This window comes from Aeromonas sp. R5-4 (assembly GCF_040908215.1).
Lineage (GTDB): Bacteria > Pseudomonadota > Gammaproteobacteria > Enterobacterales > Aeromonadaceae > Aeromonas > Aeromonas veronii.
In genome coordinates this window covers 35,821-53,433 of sequence record NZ_JBFODG010000021.1, presented here as the reverse complement: position 1 = coordinate 53,433, position 17,613 = coordinate 35,821, and the positions used below count along the sequence as shown (strand labels likewise).

The following is a 17,613-nucleotide window of genomic DNA, read 5'->3' as shown; positions in this document are numbered from 1 at the left end:
TGCAATTAATGTGAGCATAAACACAAAAAAATCTACAAAGAGACTGCGTTACGGTGAAATTATCAAAAAATGTGATGGCAGCAACACTTGAATCCAAATGGATTAAAAAAAGTAATCATATGTTGGCAAACAATATAATTAACAACTCCAAAACAAAGCCGTAAGGATTAGATTTTTCAGGGCAATTGCGTTGCTTTTTGCAACCGGCAATCAGTTGCTTGCCTGCCAGAACCGGGACAATAAAAAAGGGAGCCTATAAGGCTCCCTCTCGACAACACAGAACCGATTACTCGGCTGCAGCATCATCTTTCTTGTACTTGGCAGCAGTCTCTTTGATCAGAGCCTGCAACTCGCCAGCCTGGAACATCTCGATCATGATGTCACAGCCACCGATCAGCTCACCTTCAACCCACAGTTGGGGGAAGGTCGGCCAGTTGGCGAATTTTGGCAATTCGGCGCGGATATCCGGATTTTGCAGGATATCAACGTATGCAAACGGCTCGCCGCAGGACATCAGAGCCTGGGAGGCCTGGGCAGAGAAGCCACAGCTGGGTAGCTTGGGGGAGCCCTTCATGTAGATGATGATGGGGTTGTCAGCCAGCTGCTGCTTAATCTTTTCAATAGTTTCCATAGGTGCCTCACTAGAGCGATTTCGGCGGCCATTCTACTGCAATCTTGCCCGAGCACAAACTGACAAAGGGGTGACCCGGCTCGAATTGTGCAAAGAACCCACACAGGATTGATCGCGATCATGGCGCCAATCAAGAGTTGTTAGGCCATCTTTGATACTGCTACAATCCCTTGGCTTTGGGCTACCCAGCCCCATCATTTTAAAAACAACTCTTTTCACATATAGAAAAGAGTACGCAATGTCTTGCAACCGTCGCCTTCGCACGGTCCAGCCAATGGAGAGTAGAAAATGGCATTCGAACTTCCCGCTCTGCCCTATGCAATCAACGCTCTGGAACCGCACATCTCCCAGGAAACTCTGGAATATCACCACGGCAAGCACCACAACACCTACGTGGTCAACCTGAACAATCTGGTGCCGGGTACCGAGTTTGAAGGCAAGTCTCTGGAAGAGATCATCAAGACCTCCAACGGCGGCATCTTCAACAACGCCGCCCAGATCTGGAACCACACCTTCTACTGGCACTGCCTCTCCCCGAATGGCGGTGGCGAGCCGACTGGCGCCCTGGCTGAGGCCATCAACAAGGCATTCGGCTCCTTCGCCGAGTTCAAAGATGCCTTCACCAAATCTGCCATCGGCAACTTCGGTTCCAGCTGGACTTGGCTGGTGAAGAAAGCTGACGGCTCTCTGGCTATCGTCAACACCTCCAACGCTGGCTGCCCGCTGACTGAAGCCGGTACCACCCCGCTGCTGACTGTTGACCTGTGGGAGCACGCCTACTACATCGACTTCCGCAACCTGCGTCCGAAGTACATGGAAACCTTCTGGGCTCTGGTTAACTGGGAATTCGTGACCAAGAATCTGGCTGCCTAATCAGCCTCGCTTGCCAAAACGCCCCGCACTGCGGGGCGTTTTTTATCTCGATATGGCTGCAAAAATGAATAAGGCGCCCGCAGGCGCCTTTTACATATCGAGATAGCCCGTTTACTGGTCCAACTCGTCCATATATTCATCCAGATTGGCATCGTCGGCCTGCTCTTGCTGAGACGCTTTCAGCTCGGTCTGCTTGCCCGTCACCTTGCCCTGGTTATATTGCAGGTAGAAGTCCTTGGTCAGCGCATAAGGATCGAGGGAGTTGTCGATGCTCCGCTCCTGATCGATCAGCTTGGCGCGATTACCCAAGCCATCTAGCACCCAATGGGTAACCCTCAGCGGGATTGTCAGCAAGGCATAGGGGAAATAGATGGTATCAATGGTGTCACCAACCAGCTCCCGGGTGGTGGTCGGGCCGTAGACAGGCACCATAATGTAGGCACCATTACCGATATCGGCCCTGCCCAGCACTGTGTCCATCTCCAGCTTGTTACGCTCGAGGCCGGCATGTTTGGCCACATCGAAGATACCCAGCAGACCGACCGTGGTGTTGAGGGTAAAGCGCCCCAGGTTGGTGCCCGCCCCCTTCAAATCGCCGGTGATCAGATGGTTCACCATGCTGCTTGGCTCATCAAAGTTGGCAACAAAGTTGGCAATGCCATCCTTCACCCCTACCGGAATGTAGCGGGCATAGGCATGTACCACAGGACGTGCCACATAGGGCTCCAGCACATCATAGTTGACCGCCCACATGGCCCGGTTGGCCCCCTGGAAGGGATCGCGGGGATCGGCCGCCGTACTGGTGGCACCCGGATTATTCATGCCGGGATTGAGATCCAGACTCTCTGGGCCAGGCTTGGGTGGGCCACCGGCACAGCCAGCCAGCAAGAGGGCTGCCAGTATGGCCCCTGAACGAAGATACATATGATTGTCCTGACGTTTTATTTTGATTTATCAGAAGTATAGATAACCCGGCTCCTATCCAGGAGCCGGGTTATCCAAAGGCATATTAGAGGGCGTGATCGATGCGGATGTCAATCGGAGCAGCAGGGATCTCGGCCGTCTTGACCGACACGGATACCCCTTCGAAGGCTCCTTCCTTGTTCATCACATTGCCACCGCGCGAGAGACGTGCCTTGAACTGCAGCTCCGGATAGGCCGCCAGCTTGCTGCCTTCCATCATGGCATCGCCATCCCCGAGTGACAGGGTAACAGGCAAGGTTGGCCCTGCGATACGCTTCACAGCGATGGGCATGGGCGGCCCGTTGGGCACCACGGCAAAGACGAAGAGATGGGCATCTTCCGGCATCTGAATGCCCGCCGCCAACGTGACGTGGATGGGGAATTCCCCCTCCTTCACCGCGAGCGGTTGTCCCTCAACTGCGCCCGCGTTGGCTGCGCCTGAATTCGTCACCTCGATGCCACGCTGCTTGAGCTGCGCGCGGGCATACTCCATGGAGCGCTCGACCATCACGTAACGGGGGGTACCTTTCTCCATCAGTGGCAACATCGCCTGCCAGCGAGCCAGCGCGGTCTGGAAGTCCTCTTTTTGCAGCGCCATAAAGGCATAGACAGAGCGTGCTTCGATATTGTCCGGATCCTGCGCGATAGCCGCTTGCAACAGGGCATCCGCTTGCGCCTCATCCCCCGTCATCATTAGCGCCTGCGCGTAGGGCACCGCCACCAGCGATTTCTGGGGAGCCAGCGTGTAGGCCCGCTCCAGCGCCTCGCTGGCCATCTCGGGATCATTGCCATCCAGCGCCAAGCGTCCCAGCAGCAGCCAACCGCGGTAGTCGTTCGGTTCATCCTTGAGGCGGGTACGCAGTGCCAGCGTGAAATCCAGCAGATCCTGCTCGGTCACCTTGGCATCCCGCTCCACCAAAATGCGGTTGCTCAGCTCGCCAAGACGGCTGCTGGCATCTTGCCAGCGACTCACCTCTTGCCAGGAGCCCAACTTGTAGTAGAGCCCCAGACTTACCACCAACAGCACCAGCACACCCGGGATCCAGATCAGACTCTTGCCACTACGGGCAGTCTGCTCCACATCAGGGATATCATCCAAGAGACTTCGTTGCAGCTCGACCAGCGAGTCGGGCTCCTCAGCCAGGACACCCTGCTCGCGCTCTTCGCCAATCTCCAGCAGCCGCTGGCGATAGAGCTGTTTGTTGAGCGCCGAGCGACTGATGCTCTGTTTGCCTTCACCACGCCACAGCGGCACGACGAGCGCCAGATTCACCAGCACCAGCAAGCCCGCAATCACTATCCAAAAAGCGGTCATTGTTTCTCTTCCTCTTTGAGCAGCTCGGCCAGTCGGCGCTGCTCCTCCTCGCTCAAGGCGTTATCCAGTTGTTTTTTCACCGCAGCAAGCCGGCGACTGCGCATCACGACCACGGCGCCACCGATCAGGATCACCATCAGCGGGCCGAGCCAGAGGATCAGGGTGGAGGCCATCAGGGGCGGGTTATAGAGGATAAAGTTGCCGTAGCGGGCCACCATGTAATCCACTATCTCCTCTTTATCCTTGCCCTCGCGCACCATCTGGTAGGTCTTGTCGCGCAAGTCCTTGGCCAGCCCCGCATTGGAGTCGGCGATATCCTGGTTCTGGCACTTGGGGCAACGCAGCTCCTTGGTCAGTTCGCGAAAGACCTGCTCCTGATTGTCGTTGTCGAAGGTGTAGACATCGATAGCGGCCATGGCCGGCGCTTGCACCACCCATCCCAGCAACAGCAGCAGGGAAGCAATAAATACTCTCATCAAGACTCCCCTCACTTCATGGCATCAAAGATGGGTTTGAGGGTCGACACCCAGTTCTCGGGGTTGATATCCCCCACGTGGCGATACCGGATGATCCCCTTGCTGTCGATAAAGAAGGTCTCCGGCGCGCCGTATACCCCGAGATCCAGCCCCAGCATGCCGTCCGGATCATAGAGGTTGACCTGATAGGGGTTGCCCAGCTCAGCCAGCCATTTGATCGCCTTGTCGCGCTCATCCTTGTAGTTCATGCCGATGATGGGAATACCCTGCCCTGCCAGCTGTTTGAGGTAGGTGTGCTCGCCGTAGCAGGTGGGGCACCAGGTGGCCCAGACGTTGAGCAACATGGGGCGACCGGTCAGGATACTGCGATCGTGCTGTTTGTTCAGATCGTAAATGTCCTGCAAAGTGAACACCGGCACCTCTTTGCCCACCATCACGGACTCAAGCTTGGTGGGATCGGAGTAGAGCCCTTTGAACAGGAACACCGCCCCCAGCAAAAAGACGATAAAGGGGATTAAAAACAACCAGGTCTTTTTGTTCATGCCTTGGCCTCCTCCTCACGACGGCCGAAACGGTAACGCTTGTCGAGCATCGCCAGCACGCCACCGATGGCCATAAAGACGCCGCCAAACCAGATCCAGCGCACGAACGGCTTGTAGTAGATCCGCACCGCCCAGGCTCCGTTGTCGAGCTGTTCCCCCAGCGCCGCATAGAGATCGCGGGTGATACCGGCATCGATGGCCGCTTCGGTCATCGGCATCCGGCTCACCTTGTACATCCGCTTCTCGGGCTTGAGCAGGGCGACCTGCTTGCCATTGCGGTGCACTTCCAGCACGCCCTTGAAGCCATCGTAGTTGGGGCCGTTCTTCTCCTTGATCCCGGCAAAGACGAACTCGTAATCGGCAAAGTGCACCCGATCACCCGCCTGCATCCGCAGATCCTTCTCGATGCTGTAGTTCTGGGTGCAGGCGATACCTATGATGCTGACTGCCAGCCCCACATGGCCAAGGATCATGGCCCAGTGGCTGTTGCCAAGCTTGCGCACACCGACTGCAAAGCTGTGCTTGTGGGTCGCTCGCGCCCAGGTCTCCTGCACGCTGGTGACGATGATCCAGGCGCCCAGACCAATCCCTACCGCCGCCCACGGCTTGAAGGTTTCGGCAAAGAGCAGCGGCAACAGCAAGGCTGCGGCCAGACTCAGCACCAGTGCCACGATCACCTTGCTTTTGAGTTCCCCCAGCTCCTGACGACGCCAGCGAAACAGCGGGCCAATCCCCAGCAGCAGGGCAAACGGGATGATCAGCCAGCTGTAGATGTGGTTGAAGAAGGGAGTACCGATAGAGATGCTCCCCAGCCCCAGCTCCTTGTGCACCAGCGGCAGCAAGGTACCGAGCAGCACGGTCAGCAGACCCGCCACCAGCATGATGTTGTTGCAAAGCAGCAGGGTCTCGCGACTCCACAGCTCGTGTTTGCCGTGGCTCTTCACCTGCGAGCCTTTAAAGGCAAACAGCAGCAAGGATGAACCGATCACCGCCAGCAGGAAGCCGAGAATAAACAGGCCGCGGGTCGGGTCGGAGGCAAACGCATGGACCGACACCAGCACGCCGGAACGCACCAAGAAGGTACCCAGCAGACTCAGCGAGAAGGCCGAGAGGGCCAGCAGCACGGTCCACGCCTTGAAGGTGGCGCGCTTCTCGCTCACCGCAAGCGAGTGCAGCAGAGCGGTACCCGCGAGCCAGGGCATGAAGGAGGCGTTTTCTACCGGATCCCAGAACCACCAACCGCCCCAACCGAGCTCGTAGTAGGCCCACCAGGAGCCGAGCACGATGCCGAGGGTCAGGAATACCCAGGCCGCCATGGTCCAGGGGCGAGACCAACGGGCCCAGGTCGCATCGAGACGACCGGTCATCAGCGAAGCTATGGCAAAGGCAAACGCCACCGAGAAGCCCACATAACCCATGTAGAGCATTGGCGGATGGAAGATAAGACCCGGATCCTGCAGCAGTGGATTGAGGTCACGACCATCTACCGGAAAATAGGGCAACGTACGGGTGAAGGGATCGGAGGTGAACAGCACGAAAGCAGTGAAGCCGACCGAGATCAGCCCCAGCACACCAAGTACCCGCGCGACAGCATCGAGCGGCAGACGGCGGCTGAACATGGCCACCGCCGCAGTCCAGCCCCCTAAGGTCAGAACCCACAGCAGCAGGGAACCTTCGTGGGCCCCCCATACGGCGGAAATGCGATAGGCCAGCGGCAGCAGGCTGTTGGAGTTAGTGGCCACATACTGCACGGTGAAGTCGTTATCGATAAAGGCCCAGGTCAGGCAGAGAAACGACAGCAGCAGCAGCAAGAACTGGGCATAGGCGAGCGGACGGGCCGCCGACATCATACCAAGACGCCCCCAGCTGGCGCCTAGCAGCGGGTAGCTGCCCAGCAGCAGGGCGGTGGCAAAGGCCAGGATCAGCGCAAACTGACCTAATTCCGGGATCATGAAGGCATTCCTTTCAATTGAACGGTGACAACAGCCGCACCACGCACGGCAGGCAAAGCGGAAAAGGCAAACACCACAGGGATCACTGCTTGGCTCCCTTCAACTGCGCCTCGGTATACTCCGGCTTGAAGTGCATACCGTTGGTGGCATCGGCCACTTCCGGCGGCATGTAGTTCTCATCGTGCTTGGCCAGCACCTCGAACGCCTCTACGGTCGTGGCATCCTTGAGGGTGCCCTGGGCAACAATCCCCTGCCCTTCACGGAAGAGATCCGGCAGGATGCCGTCAAACTCGACCTTCACCAGATGACCGCCGTTATCCACCAGCTTGAAGGCAACCTTGAGGCTCTGGGGATCCCGCTGTACCGATCCCGGTACAACCAATCCACCGATGCGCAGGCGCTGCCCCTCTTCCGGCTTGACCTTGTCCGGCCCCTTCCCCTCCACCAGCTCGCTCGGGGTATAGAAGAGGTCGATATTCTGACTTAGGGCGTAGAGCACCAGCCCGCTGACGGTCGCCAGACCCAGGGTAATGGCCAGAATGATGGTGAGGCGTTTTTTGCGTCTCGGATTCATAGGGTGTTCTCCATCTGCTGGGCCGCCTTGCGACGGGCCTCACGCGCCTGTTTGCTGCGCAACTCACCGAGCAGGCTGCGGGTTTTCATGCGGGTAGAAATGATGATGCCGACCAGACACACCAGCGTCAGGCCAAATGAGAGCCAGACATAGAAGGCGTAACCGCCCATCGCCATAAAATCACTGAAAGAGGCAAAGTGCATGCTTACTTCTCCTGCTCTGCAATCTCTTTGACCCAGGGGCGATGCCACTCCCGCATCAGGAGTTCATTGCGAAAACGCATCAGGGTCAGGGCACCGAGAAACGCGGCAAATGCCAGGATCATGATCAGCAGCGGCCAGAGCATCTCGGGGGAAATGGAGGGTTTGTCAAATTTGGTGATGGTGGCCCCCTGATGCAGGGTGTTCCACCACTCCACCGAGTAGTGAATGATGGGCAGGTTGATCACCCCAACCAGTGCCAGAATGCCGGCCGCACGGCCAGCGACCACCTTGTCGCTGAAGGCGTTGTAGAGGGCTATCACGCCGAGGTAGAGAAACAGCAGGATCAGCTCAGAGGTGAGCCGTGCATCCCACACCCACCAAGTTCCCCACATCGGCTTGCCCCAGGCGGCACCGGTAAAGAGGGCAATAAAGGTAAATACGGCGCCGACCGGCGCAATGGCTGCAACCGTCATGTCCGCCATCCGCAACTGCCACACCAGGCCGATAAAAGCGGCCACCGCCATGGTGGAGTAGGCCCCCATGGAGAGAATGGCGGAAGGCACGTGGATATAGATGATCCGGAACGAATCTCCCTGCTGGTAATCCGCTGGCGCAAACGCAAGGCCCCAGACAGTACCGATCACAAACGAGAGCAGACTAATCACCGCAAACCAGGGCAACAGCGTGCCTGCCAGCTGATAGGCACGCTCCGGTTTGGCATAAGGGTGCAACCATTTCCACATAGCTCACAAAACCTTTTTGTTATTAATCGTTTGGCGAGGCCTACCATACCGACCACGGGGCAGCATCAAATACCCCGAAAGCAATAAGCGGCACTCTCCTTGATCCATCGCAACATTATTTTTTGCAAAAAGACTCCGTTCGGAGCCAAATCCGGTTCAGCTCACGGCCATCAGTTGAGGCTGACCCGCAACGCCGCCGACACAGCCAGCGGCGTCAGTGTCAAAGCCCCCACCAACATGGCGGCCAGAATGGCAAGCTGCCCGCCATAGGGCAAGCTCATCCCCGCGGCATCGATGGCTGAGGTGGCAAAAATCAGTACCGGAATATAGAGCGGCAGGATCAGCAGACTGAGCAATACCCCACCTTTGCGCAATCCCACCGTCAACGCGACCCCGACCGCGCCGAGCAGACTCAATACAGGAGTGCCAAGTGCCAGCGTCGCGACGACAGCCAGATAGGTGTTCATATCCAGCGACAGCAAAATCGCCAGCAAGGGAGAGATCAGCAGCAGCGGCAATCCGGTCAGCAGCCAGTGAGCGACCACTTTCGCCAGCGCCAGCAAGCTCAGTGGGTGCGGCATCAGCATCATCTGCTCCAGCGCGCCATCGGCAAAGTCGTCGCGAAACAGTCGCTCCAGCGACAGCATGGCCGCCAATAGCGCCGCTACCCAGATGATCCCCGGGGCAATACGGGCCAGCAGTTTGGGCTCCGGGCCAATCCCTAACGGAAACAGGGTGATGACGATGAGGAAAAACCAGAGCGGGTTGAGAATATCGGAACGCTGGCGCAGAGCCATCAGCAGTTCACGGTGAATAAGGTGCATAACAGCGCGCAACATGGCGTTACTCCTGCAATGTCGAGGCGAAGGGGATCAACGAGATAGTCTTCAGCCGTCCCTGCATCAGGGTCAGATCCTGATGGGTGGTGAGGATCACCATGCCGCCCCGCTCAGCGTGGGCCAGAAAGAGCTGTTCGAGCACCTTGACCCCCTGCTTGTCGATGGCGGTAAAGGGCTCATCGAGGATCCAGAGTGCCGGTTTCTGTGACAGCCAGAGTCTGGCCAGAGCCACCCGGCGTTGCTGGCCGGCAGAGAGTTGCCCGGTCGGGTTCTCTTCAAATCCGGCCAGCCCAACCCGGGCCAATATCTGCCACAAGTCAGTCTCTGTTTGCTGCGGGTGATGCAACTGCTGGTAGAACTTCAGGTTTTCAAAAGGGGTCAGCGCCGCTTTGACACCGGGCTGATGGCCGAGATAGAGCAGATTGGCATGATACTCATCGCGACAGTGACGAATATTCTCCCCATTCCAGCACACCTCACCGGCAAATGGCTGCGACAGCCCGGTCAACAACCGCAACAAACTGGTCTTGCCGACCCCGTTGGGTCCTTCAATTTGCACCAGATCGCCGGGCGCAACAGAGAAAGAGAGGTGTTCAAACAGAGTGCGATCTTCGCGCACGCAGCTCAGATTGTTAACTTGAAGCAGCATGGGGATTTTTTCAGAGAAAATGAAGCGGTCTGCATCTTAACACAGTATTGGAATACGTCTTTTCAAAGATGCAACAATTGAACTGACTGGCGACCGGGATCACAAAGAAAATACGGCAGAAACCGCCTGCTCAACGCAGCTGGGGGACAAGCGGCTGCACGCCATAAAATTCAGGAAGGCAATTGCCTTCCTGAATCATCAAGAGCGACCTTTTCGCAACGATATCAAGAGCTCGGCCTCTGCCTTTGGCAACTCGCACTCACTCATGACTTCATCAAGATCGGCGCCCAGTTCAACCATCTTGGCCGCTCGGCTGTAGAGCCTGCGTTCGGGATCCTGCATGGTCAGCTCTTGCTGGCGCTCATTGACCTGCTGCATCGCCCCTTCCACCGACTGCAGACGCTGCCCCATGCCAATGGCGCCGGTATGGAGTTCCATCATCTGCTTGCGCAAGCTTTCCAACTGACCTTGCAGGGTTGCCACACTGTCCTCGGACTCCTGCTTGCTGCGCTTGCTCTTGAACCAGATATAAGAGGCAAACGCCAAGGCAATCAGGGACACCCCCAAGGCAACCATCTCGATAATCAAAACATCACCTTACTTATCAGAGGGAACCGATATCTTCCCACTCTTCATCGGAGAGCAGCTTGTTCAAGTCAACCAGGATCAGCAGTTGCCCATCGCGGTTGCTCACCCCCTGAATAAACTTGGCGCTCTCTTCAGTACCGACCGCAGGTGCCGCATCGATCTCGGAAGAGCGCAGATAAACCACTTCCGCCACACTGTCGACCATGATGCCGATCACCTGCTTCTCGGCCTCGATGATCACGATCCGGGAGTTTTCACTCACATCACCGGAAGGCAGACCGAAACGGGAACGGGTATCGATGACAGTCACCACATTGCCACGCAGGTTGATGATCCCCAGTACGTACTCAGGCGCACCCGGCACCGGTGCAATTTCGGTGTAGCGCAACACCTCCTGAACCTGCATCACATTGATGCCGTAGGTTTCGTTTTCCAGTTGGAAGGTTACCCATTGCAGCACTTCATCTTCGGCCAGATTCTGTGCAATATTGCGCTTTTCTGTCATGTTTTTATTCCTTTTATGAAAACGTCTACTGCTAAAACTAGCAATAAAACAGCTCGATTGCAGAAGTTATCAGCGACCTTCTATGTTAACCCCACGCTCCAACAACAGGAGCAGTTCGCGGACGTGTAACAGGGCACACATTTTTTCTTTGACCATGCCAGCCAACCAGGGGCGCTTGCCCTCCTGATGGCGCCATTTCACTTGGTCACGGTGTAACAATTCAGTCCCTTTGAGATGATGGCAGGCTAGTCCCCACGGCGATTCACCAAGCATAATCAGATACTTGTAATCATCCATCTCGAGATGCTGACCCGGCATGACCCACTGGGCAGTATCGACCACATTCATCTTCTGCTCGCGAGATGTCATGATCCCCTTGTACCAGCCAGGCTGGCCAAACAGGGAGGTGATCTCGCCCAGCTGATGAATACCACCCAGCTCGGTCAACGGTACCGCAAACGTCACGCCCGCGACTTCAAAGAAAAGGGCCTGAAACTCTTTGCCGGTATCGATATTTTCCCAGGTAACCGGTTCACTGGCCTCTACCGGAGCAACCTCCAGCGCTGTCTCGGTCAGGATAGTAGCATGGGGCTCCGCAACCTCGGGGAGCAGAACCTCCTCAGGCCATTCAGGCTCCACCGGCAGCAGTGATTCCTCTGCCACAATCTCCAGCGGAGTGGTGAGTGTTATCTCCTGGGTGAAGGCATCATTTTCGAACTGGACTTGTCCCACCTGAGCTAATAGCTCACCAAGTTGGGCAAGCCGTGGATCGCTTTCGAGGTAAGGTGCGGCGACAACCTCAGGGACGCTTTGGGGCTGACGTTGCAACTGTAAAACAGGGGCAGATTGAACCTCTTCCACCTCATCCAGCACCAGTGGCTCATCGAGCAGCAGGGAGTGGAAATAGTCATCCATCGCCCGTACTTGAATAGTATCTCTCATGCCGTCACCTCATGAACCCGTTGCCGCTCAAGGGCATCAAGATGGTTGAGCAGCGTTTCATATGCATAGGTTCCACGACTCCCGGGAGAATAGATAGACGGAGGGATATGCAGCAAGCTGGCATCCCGAAACTTGGTATCAATAGGGATTACCGCGTTCCACACTGAATCCCCATATTGATCCTTGATCGATTTCAAGGTCATCAAAGAAGCACGGGTGCGCTTGTCGAACATGGTCGGGATCACGGTATAGCGAAACTTGTCACGCTTGGAACGCTGCATGATCTCGAATGTTTTCATCATCCGCTCCAACCCCTTGAGGGCCAGAAATTCGGTCTGGACAGGCACCAGAATGCGATCGCAGGCAGCCAACGCGTTGACCATCATCACCCCCAGCACTGGCGGGCAATCGATCAGCACGTAATCATATTGCTCCTGAATGCGCAGCAGTGCCCGCTTCAGTACCAGTCCCATCCCCTCACGATTGCCCATAACCCGATCAAGGGTCGCCAAGGTAATAGATGCTGGCAGTAAGTTGATATTTTCGAACTTGGTCTTGAGCGTCAGTTTATTGACAAGCTCGGCTGTCGGTTTGACAGCTTGAAACAACTCATAGAGGGTTCCATCTAGGCGATCTGAATCAAAATCAAGATATGCCGTCAGCGAAGCATGGGGGTCGGTATCAATCAACAGCACCCGCTGGCCGCGCTGGGCCAGGATCCCCGCAAGCGAGACCACTGTGGTGGTTTTACCCACACCACCTTTCTGGTTGGCAACCGTCCAAACAATCACTGTATCAATCCTGCCTTGTTGTTATGCGTATGCCACCACCGGGCAAGGTGATCACCTTTATCTCTCCTGCATCCACCGCCTGTTGTACAGCAGGAACCGGTTCAGCAACTACCGTCGGTGTTGCAACCACAGGTGCTGGCGGCACCCAGGCAAACTTGGAGATAGCGACCACAACCTTGCGATTCTGCAGTCTGCCCTGCTCGCTGCCGTTGTCAGCAAAGGGGGAAAACTCGCCATATGCCTCGAACGCCAGACGCTGGGGGGCGATCCCATCTGCAATCAAACCATTGAGTACCGCTTCGGCCCGAGCAGCAGAAAGCGCCCAGTTAGAACGATAAATTTCATTATTTATCTGTTGGTTATCGGTATAACCCCGAACCCTTACATAGTTATCGACCGGTTTGAGAATACTTGAAAGAGTATTAATGACCGGTGCAGCGTTTGGTCCCAAAAAGGCACTGCCGCTACCAAACAACAAGCCGGAACTGAGTTCAACCGTCAGCCAGTTCTCATCTTGCGTCAGTTTGACGATACCGGCATCTACCAGCGAGCCCATGCTCTGTTGCAACTGCATATCGAGTTTTGCAAGTGTCGCGCCATCTTGCAGCACTGGCACACCAGAAATAGGAGCAAGTGAAGGAGAGGGGGATGCTGGGCTTTCCAGCAATGATGGAGAGGCAGATACCGCGTTATCCAGCAGGGAATTACCCTGCCCTTCAAGCAAGCCATTGCCGCCAGACTGCATGACACTGAACGCCTGGCTCATACCATCAATCACCGCGCGATACTTGTCCTTGTTCACCAGCGCAACAGAGTAGAGCACCACGAACAAGGCAAAGATCAGCGTCATATAATCGGCATAGGAAACCAGCCAACGGTCAAGATGCTCGCGACCCTGCAAGTGCAACCGATAGCGCTTGCGCATGGCTACTCTCCTTTCAAATAGGCCCTGAGCCGGCGTTCAACCTGCAAGCCGTTTTCACCATGGGCGATAGCCAGCAGCCCTTCCAGGGTCATCTCCTGAAAGAGTGCATAGTGATAGTGAAATGCGCGTAGCCGATTGGCGATAGGCAGATAGATTAGGTTGGCAAACCCCACTCCATAGATGGTCGCCACAAATGCCACTGCGATACCCGCCCCCAGTGCTGACGGGTCTTCGAGATGAAACATGGCCTGGATCAGGCCCAGCACGGCACCGATGATCCCGATGGTCGGACTGTACCCCCCCATAGCTTCAAATACCCTGGCGGCATGTTCATTGCGCTCCTGCTCGATATCGATGTCCGCTTCCAGCAGCATACGGATATCCTCTGTGGAGACCCCATCGACAATCATACCAAGCCCTTGGCGGGTAAAGTTGTCTTCCTCCTGCTCGGCCTGATTTTCAAGGGCAAGCAGCCCTTGCTGGCGCGCAAAGACTGCCCATGACTGCAACCGTTCGGCCTGCGTCGCAAGATCTTGGTGGGGAGGGGTAAAAATCCATAACAGCTGGCGCAACGCCAGCAAGATGTACTTGGCTGGAGTCTGCAACGTGACGGCACCGACGGTACCACCCAGCACGATCAAAAAAGCAGGGCCGTCCACCAGCGTCAACAGGGAGCCGCCATGCCACAGTTGGGCAATGGCAATAGCCCCCAATGCCAGGAGCAGACCGAGCAAGCCCATGATTAGCGCCCCAACTCAACCAGAATACGCTGGGCCACCTTGTCCAGAGGGAGTGATTCGCTGGCAATCCCCGCTTTGGCTACTGCTTGGGGCATACCATATACCACGCAGGAAGCCTCATCCTGAGCCCAGATGGTTGATCCCTGCTCTTTCAGCAGTCTGGCGCCATCACGGCCATCTGCGCCCATACCGGTCAGCACAATCGCCAGTACCTTGTCGGCGTAGGTTTTGGCCGCAGAGGCAAAGGTGATGTCCACACAAGGCTTGTAATTTACCTTGTCGTTGCCATCCACGATGCGAATGCGAGCCCCTGCACCACGACCTTCCAGCAGCATCTGTTTGCCACCGGGAGCAAGATAGGCATGCCCTGGTTTAAGCACATCGCCATCTTCCGCTTCCTTGACGCCAATCTGACATAACCCGTTGAGACGGGCAGCAAATGCGGCAGTAAAAGTGGCTGGCATATGCTGGATAAGCAAGATGGGATGGGGAAAATCCCCCGGCAACTTGGTCAGCACATTTTGCAAAGCAACTGGTCCGCCGGTAGAAGTGCCGATCGCCACCAACTGATAACTCTTGCCACTGCGCTTGAATGAGGCACTTGGCACCGTACGTTGCAGGTCAAGCTGACGATCAGGAGTTCTGGGCGCAGTACTGCCCAGCGGAGCACGAGTAACCGGTTCAGGTGCTTTGGGGCGAGCAGCAGATGTCATCAGGAAGCGCTTGCGGGAGATCTCCTTCACCCGCTGTTGCAACAGTCTGACAGCTTCATCTTTGTCTCTGGCAATGTCCTCAAACTTCTTGGGCAAGAAGTCGAGGGCACCGGCGTCCAGCGCATCCAGTGTAGCCTTGGCCCCTTCATGGGTCAGGGAGGAGAACATCAGAATGGGGGTTGGGCACTTGGCCATGATCTCCCGCACCGCACTGATGCCATCCATCACGGGCATCTCGATGTCCATGGTGATCACATCAGGGCGCAGTGACAGCGCCTTGTCCACCGCCTCACGTCCATTCTGGGCCGTATCAATCACCGTCAGCATGGGATCCTGATTGATGATCTCGCTCACCCGACGGCGAAAGAAGCTCGAATCGTCGACAACTAATACCTTGACTGCCATTGTTGTTTTTCTAACTCCTTGGGCCTGAGCTATTAATGTCTACGCGCATATGCTTTGAGCAGACTCGGCACATCCAAAATAAGAGCGATTCCGCCATCACTGGTAATCGTTGCACCGGCCATGCCAGGGGTGCCTTGCAGCAGGTTATCAAGTGGCTTGATCACCACCTCTTCCTGACCAATCAAGCTGTCTACCACAAACCCGATTTGCTGAGTGCCAATCTGCACGATCACCACATGTCCGGTATCCTGGCGTGAACGCTTGTTAGCGCCACGAATCAACCATTTGTGCAGATAGAAGAGCGGAATTGCCTTCTCACGAACAATGATGGTGAGCTGACCATCCACCATATTTGCCTTTTTCAGGTCCAGATGGAAAATCTCGTTCACACAACCAAGGGGAAGTGCGAAGGTCTGCTCACCCACCTCAACCATCAGAGTCGGCAGAATGGCTAGCGTCAACGGAACCTTGATTTCGAGACGGGTACCTTTCCCCCAGGTGGAATCGATGTGCACCGATCCATTGAGGCTGACAATGCTGGTTTTAACCACATCCATTCCGACACCACGGCCAGAGATATCGGAGATCTCGGCCTTGGTTGAAAAGCCCGGGGCAAAGATCAGGTTATAGGCATCGTTGTCGCTCATGCGAGCGGCAGTATCTGCATCCAGCACACCGCGACTGATGGCAATAGACTTGAGTTTCTCAGGATCCATCCCTGCCCCATCATCCTCGATGCAAAGCAGAATATGATCACCTTGCTGGGAGGCGCTAAGGGTGATTGTCCCTTGCCGCGGCTTGCCCGCTTTCTCTCGCACATCCGGCATTTCGACCCCGTGATCGCATGAGTTGCGAACAAGGTGAACCAGAGGATCGGCGAGCGCCTCCACCAGGTTTTTATCAAGATCGGTCTCTTCCCCCACCATCACCAGCTCAATCTCTTTCTTGAGGGTTCTGGCTAGGTCACGCACCACGCGCGGGAAACGACCAAATACCTTCTTGATTGGCTGCATGCGGGTTTTCATCACCGCACCTTGCAGGTCAGCCGTTACCACATCCAGATTGGCAACCGCCTTTGACATCTCTTCATCATTACTGGCAATACCCAAGCTCACCAGCCGGTTACGAACCAGTACCAACTCACCTACCATGTTCATGATGACATCGAGGGTCTTGGTATCCACCCGCACCGTCGTATCGCTTTGCACGGCACTATTTTCTGCTGGCGCAGGCGCAGCCTTGGCGGCAGGCGCTGGTGTCTTGGCTGCTTCAGCGGGTTTTGCGGGGGCTGCCGGTGCTGGTTTGGCAACAGGAGTGGCCGGTTTGGGCGGAGTCACCGCAGCAGGTGCGGCAGGTGCGGCAGGTGCGGCAGGTGCGGCAGGTGCGGCAGGTGCCATAGTACTCTGAGGCCCTTGACCACGACCATGCAATTCATCAAGCAGGCGTTCAAACTCATCATCATCGATAAGCTCGTCCACCTCTTTTTGCACGGACTTCAGAGGATTCACCTCTGGCGCTCCCATGTGCTGTCCCTGGCCATGGAGCTGATCCAGCAAGGCCTCAAACTCATCATCGGTGATATCGCCAGAGCCACCCGCTATCGGGGCTGCTGCAGCCGTCTTGGTCGGAGCCCCACCCACGCCGTGGAGCTCGTCCAGCAGACGTTCAAATTCGTCTGCAGAAATTTCATCGATCGAGCCGCCGCCATTGACAGGAGCAGGCTCGCTGCTGATGGCAGCGGGTTCAACAACTTCTGGAGCAACTTCTTCAACAACTACCGGTGCTGCAGGTTCAGATTCTACAGCCGCAGCCGCACTGGTAGCAGTGCGCAGTTGCTCTTCCCCTTCCGGCTTGCACAACTCGTGGAGGTCATGAAGCAAATCATCTGACGCAGGGCTGGGTGCTTCGCGATTTTGAACCTGGGCGAACATGACATTGATGGCATCCAGCGCTTGCAGGATTACATCCATCAGCTCCGCAGTAACGGTTCGCTTGCCATTACGCAAGATATCGAACACGTTTTCCGCACCGTGGCATACATCAACCAGTTCACCGAGCGACAGAAAACCAGCCCCCCCTTTCACGGTATGGAAACCGCGAAAGATGGCATTCAACAGGTTCTTGTCATCGGGCCGCTTTTCCAAGTCGACCAGTTGTTCAGACAACTGTTCCAATATTTCGGATGCTTCGACCAGAAAGTCTTGCAGTATGTCTTCATCAACTTCGAAGGCCATGCGTCACTCC

The 17,613-nt window shown here is 56.2% G+C and carries 20 protein-coding genes; 1 reads left to right on the top strand and 19 read right to left on the bottom strand.

What is annotated here, in order from left to right; all coding sequences use genetic code 11:
- Positions 1-286: 286 nt before the first annotated feature.
- Positions 287-631, bottom strand: coding sequence for a Grx4 family monothiol glutaredoxin (locus AB5Y83_RS09905; RefSeq protein WP_005353650.1), 345 nt, complete (start codon positions 629-631; stop codon positions 287-289).
- A gap of 288 nt (positions 632-919) precedes the next feature.
- Between AB5Y83_RS09905 and sodB the strand changes: the two genes are divergently transcribed.
- A complete protein-coding gene (sodB, locus tag AB5Y83_RS09900) occupies positions 920-1,504 on the top strand; it encodes a superoxide dismutase [Fe] (RefSeq protein ID WP_064339707.1) in 585 nt (194 codons plus the stop codon).
- Between the two features lie 111 nt (positions 1,505-1,615).
- Here the strand turns inward: sodB and AB5Y83_RS09895 are convergent, their stop codons facing one another.
- From AB5Y83_RS09895 to AB5Y83_RS09810, 18 genes are all read right to left on the bottom strand, one after another.
- Positions 1,616-2,428, bottom strand: coding sequence for a VacJ family lipoprotein (locus tag AB5Y83_RS09895; protein ID WP_368175092.1), 813 nt, complete (start codon positions 2,426-2,428; stop codon positions 1,616-1,618).
- A gap of 85 nt (positions 2,429-2,513) precedes the next feature.
- Positions 2,514-3,782 carry a c-type cytochrome biogenesis protein CcmI gene (ccmI, locus tag AB5Y83_RS09890; RefSeq protein WP_368175091.1) on the bottom strand — a complete coding sequence of 423 codons (1,269 nt, stop codon included), beginning with the start codon at positions 3,780-3,782 and terminating at the stop codon, positions 2,514-2,516.
- Complete coding sequence (locus tag AB5Y83_RS09885; protein WP_368175090.1) at positions 3,779-4,258, bottom strand: cytochrome c-type biogenesis protein CcmH; 480 nt, start codon at positions 4,256-4,258, stop codon at positions 3,779-3,781. Before AB5Y83_RS09885 ends, ccmI begins: the two co-directional genes overlap by 4 nt.
- Before the next feature lie 11 nt (positions 4,259-4,269).
- Positions 4,270-4,800 carry a DsbE family thiol:disulfide interchange protein gene (locus tag AB5Y83_RS09880; RefSeq protein ID WP_005334683.1) on the bottom strand — a complete coding sequence of 177 codons (531 nt, stop codon included), beginning with the start codon at positions 4,798-4,800 and terminating at the stop codon, positions 4,270-4,272.
- On the bottom strand, positions 4,797-6,752 hold the full coding sequence (locus AB5Y83_RS09875; RefSeq protein WP_368175089.1) for a heme lyase CcmF/NrfE family subunit: 1,956 nt from the start codon (positions 6,750-6,752) through the stop codon (positions 4,797-4,799). The genes AB5Y83_RS09880 and AB5Y83_RS09875 overlap by 4 nt, the downstream gene beginning before the upstream one ends.
- An 82-nt stretch (positions 6,753-6,834) precedes the next feature.
- Complete coding sequence (ccmE, locus tag AB5Y83_RS09870; protein ID WP_108541341.1) at positions 6,835-7,326, bottom strand: cytochrome c maturation protein CcmE; 492 nt, start codon at positions 7,324-7,326, stop codon at positions 6,835-6,837.
- The gene (ccmD, locus tag AB5Y83_RS09865) at positions 7,323-7,529 is read right to left on the bottom strand and encodes a heme exporter protein CcmD (protein ID WP_019444732.1); all 207 of its coding nucleotides are present in this window, start codon (positions 7,527-7,529) and stop codon (positions 7,323-7,325) included. Before ccmD ends, ccmE begins: the two co-directional genes overlap by 4 nt.
- A 2-nt stretch (positions 7,530-7,531) precedes the next feature.
- Positions 7,532-8,272 carry a heme ABC transporter permease gene (locus tag AB5Y83_RS09860; RefSeq protein ID WP_005334687.1) on the bottom strand — a complete coding sequence of 247 codons (741 nt, stop codon included), beginning with the start codon at positions 8,270-8,272 and terminating at the stop codon, positions 7,532-7,534.
- 170 nt (positions 8,273-8,442) lie between these two features.
- Positions 8,443-9,111 carry a heme exporter protein CcmB gene (gene ccmB / locus AB5Y83_RS09855; RefSeq protein WP_064335791.1) on the bottom strand — a complete coding sequence of 223 codons (669 nt, stop codon included), beginning with the start codon at positions 9,109-9,111 and terminating at the stop codon, positions 8,443-8,445.
- Between the two features lie 4 nt (positions 9,112-9,115).
- On the bottom strand, positions 9,116-9,760 hold the full coding sequence (gene ccmA / locus AB5Y83_RS09850) for a cytochrome c biogenesis heme-transporting ATPase CcmA (RefSeq protein WP_064335790.1): 645 nt from the start codon (positions 9,758-9,760) through the stop codon (positions 9,116-9,118).
- Between the two features lie 198 nt (positions 9,761-9,958).
- On the bottom strand, positions 9,959-10,336 hold the full coding sequence (locus AB5Y83_RS09845; protein ID WP_043821339.1) for a DUF2802 domain-containing protein: 378 nt from the start codon (positions 10,334-10,336) through the stop codon (positions 9,959-9,961).
- Positions 10,337-10,364: 28 nt separating this feature from the next.
- Positions 10,365-10,853: a chemotaxis protein CheW gene (locus tag AB5Y83_RS09840; RefSeq protein ID WP_005298836.1), complete on the bottom strand. Its 489-nt coding sequence runs from the start codon at positions 10,851-10,853 to the stop codon at positions 10,365-10,367.
- A gap of 69 nt (positions 10,854-10,922) precedes the next feature.
- Positions 10,923-11,795, bottom strand: a complete 873-nt coding sequence (locus AB5Y83_RS09835; protein WP_368175088.1) for a chemotaxis protein CheW — start codon at positions 11,793-11,795, stop codon at positions 10,923-10,925.
- Positions 11,792-12,586, bottom strand: coding sequence for a ParA family protein (locus AB5Y83_RS09830; RefSeq protein WP_005353663.1), 795 nt, complete (start codon positions 12,584-12,586; stop codon positions 11,792-11,794). Before AB5Y83_RS09830 ends, AB5Y83_RS09835 begins: the two co-directional genes overlap by 4 nt.
- Before the next feature lie 4 nt (positions 12,587-12,590).
- Positions 12,591-13,511 carry a flagellar motor protein MotB gene (locus AB5Y83_RS09825; RefSeq protein ID WP_021229886.1) on the bottom strand — a complete coding sequence of 307 codons (921 nt, stop codon included), beginning with the start codon at positions 13,509-13,511 and terminating at the stop codon, positions 12,591-12,593.
- A gap of 2 nt (positions 13,512-13,513) precedes the next feature.
- On the bottom strand, positions 13,514-14,251 hold the full coding sequence (locus tag AB5Y83_RS09820) for a flagellar motor protein (RefSeq protein WP_005334700.1): 738 nt from the start codon (positions 14,249-14,251) through the stop codon (positions 13,514-13,516).
- Positions 14,252-14,253: 2 nt separating this feature from the next.
- On the bottom strand, positions 14,254-15,369 hold the full coding sequence (locus AB5Y83_RS09815) for a chemotaxis response regulator protein-glutamate methylesterase (protein ID WP_270803960.1): 1,116 nt from the start codon (positions 15,367-15,369) through the stop codon (positions 14,254-14,256).
- A 32-nt stretch (positions 15,370-15,401) separates the two neighbouring features.
- A complete protein-coding gene (locus tag AB5Y83_RS09810) occupies positions 15,402-17,603 on the bottom strand; it encodes a chemotaxis protein CheA (RefSeq protein WP_368175087.1) in 2,202 nt (733 codons plus the stop codon).
- Positions 17,604-17,613 lie beyond the last annotated feature (10 nt).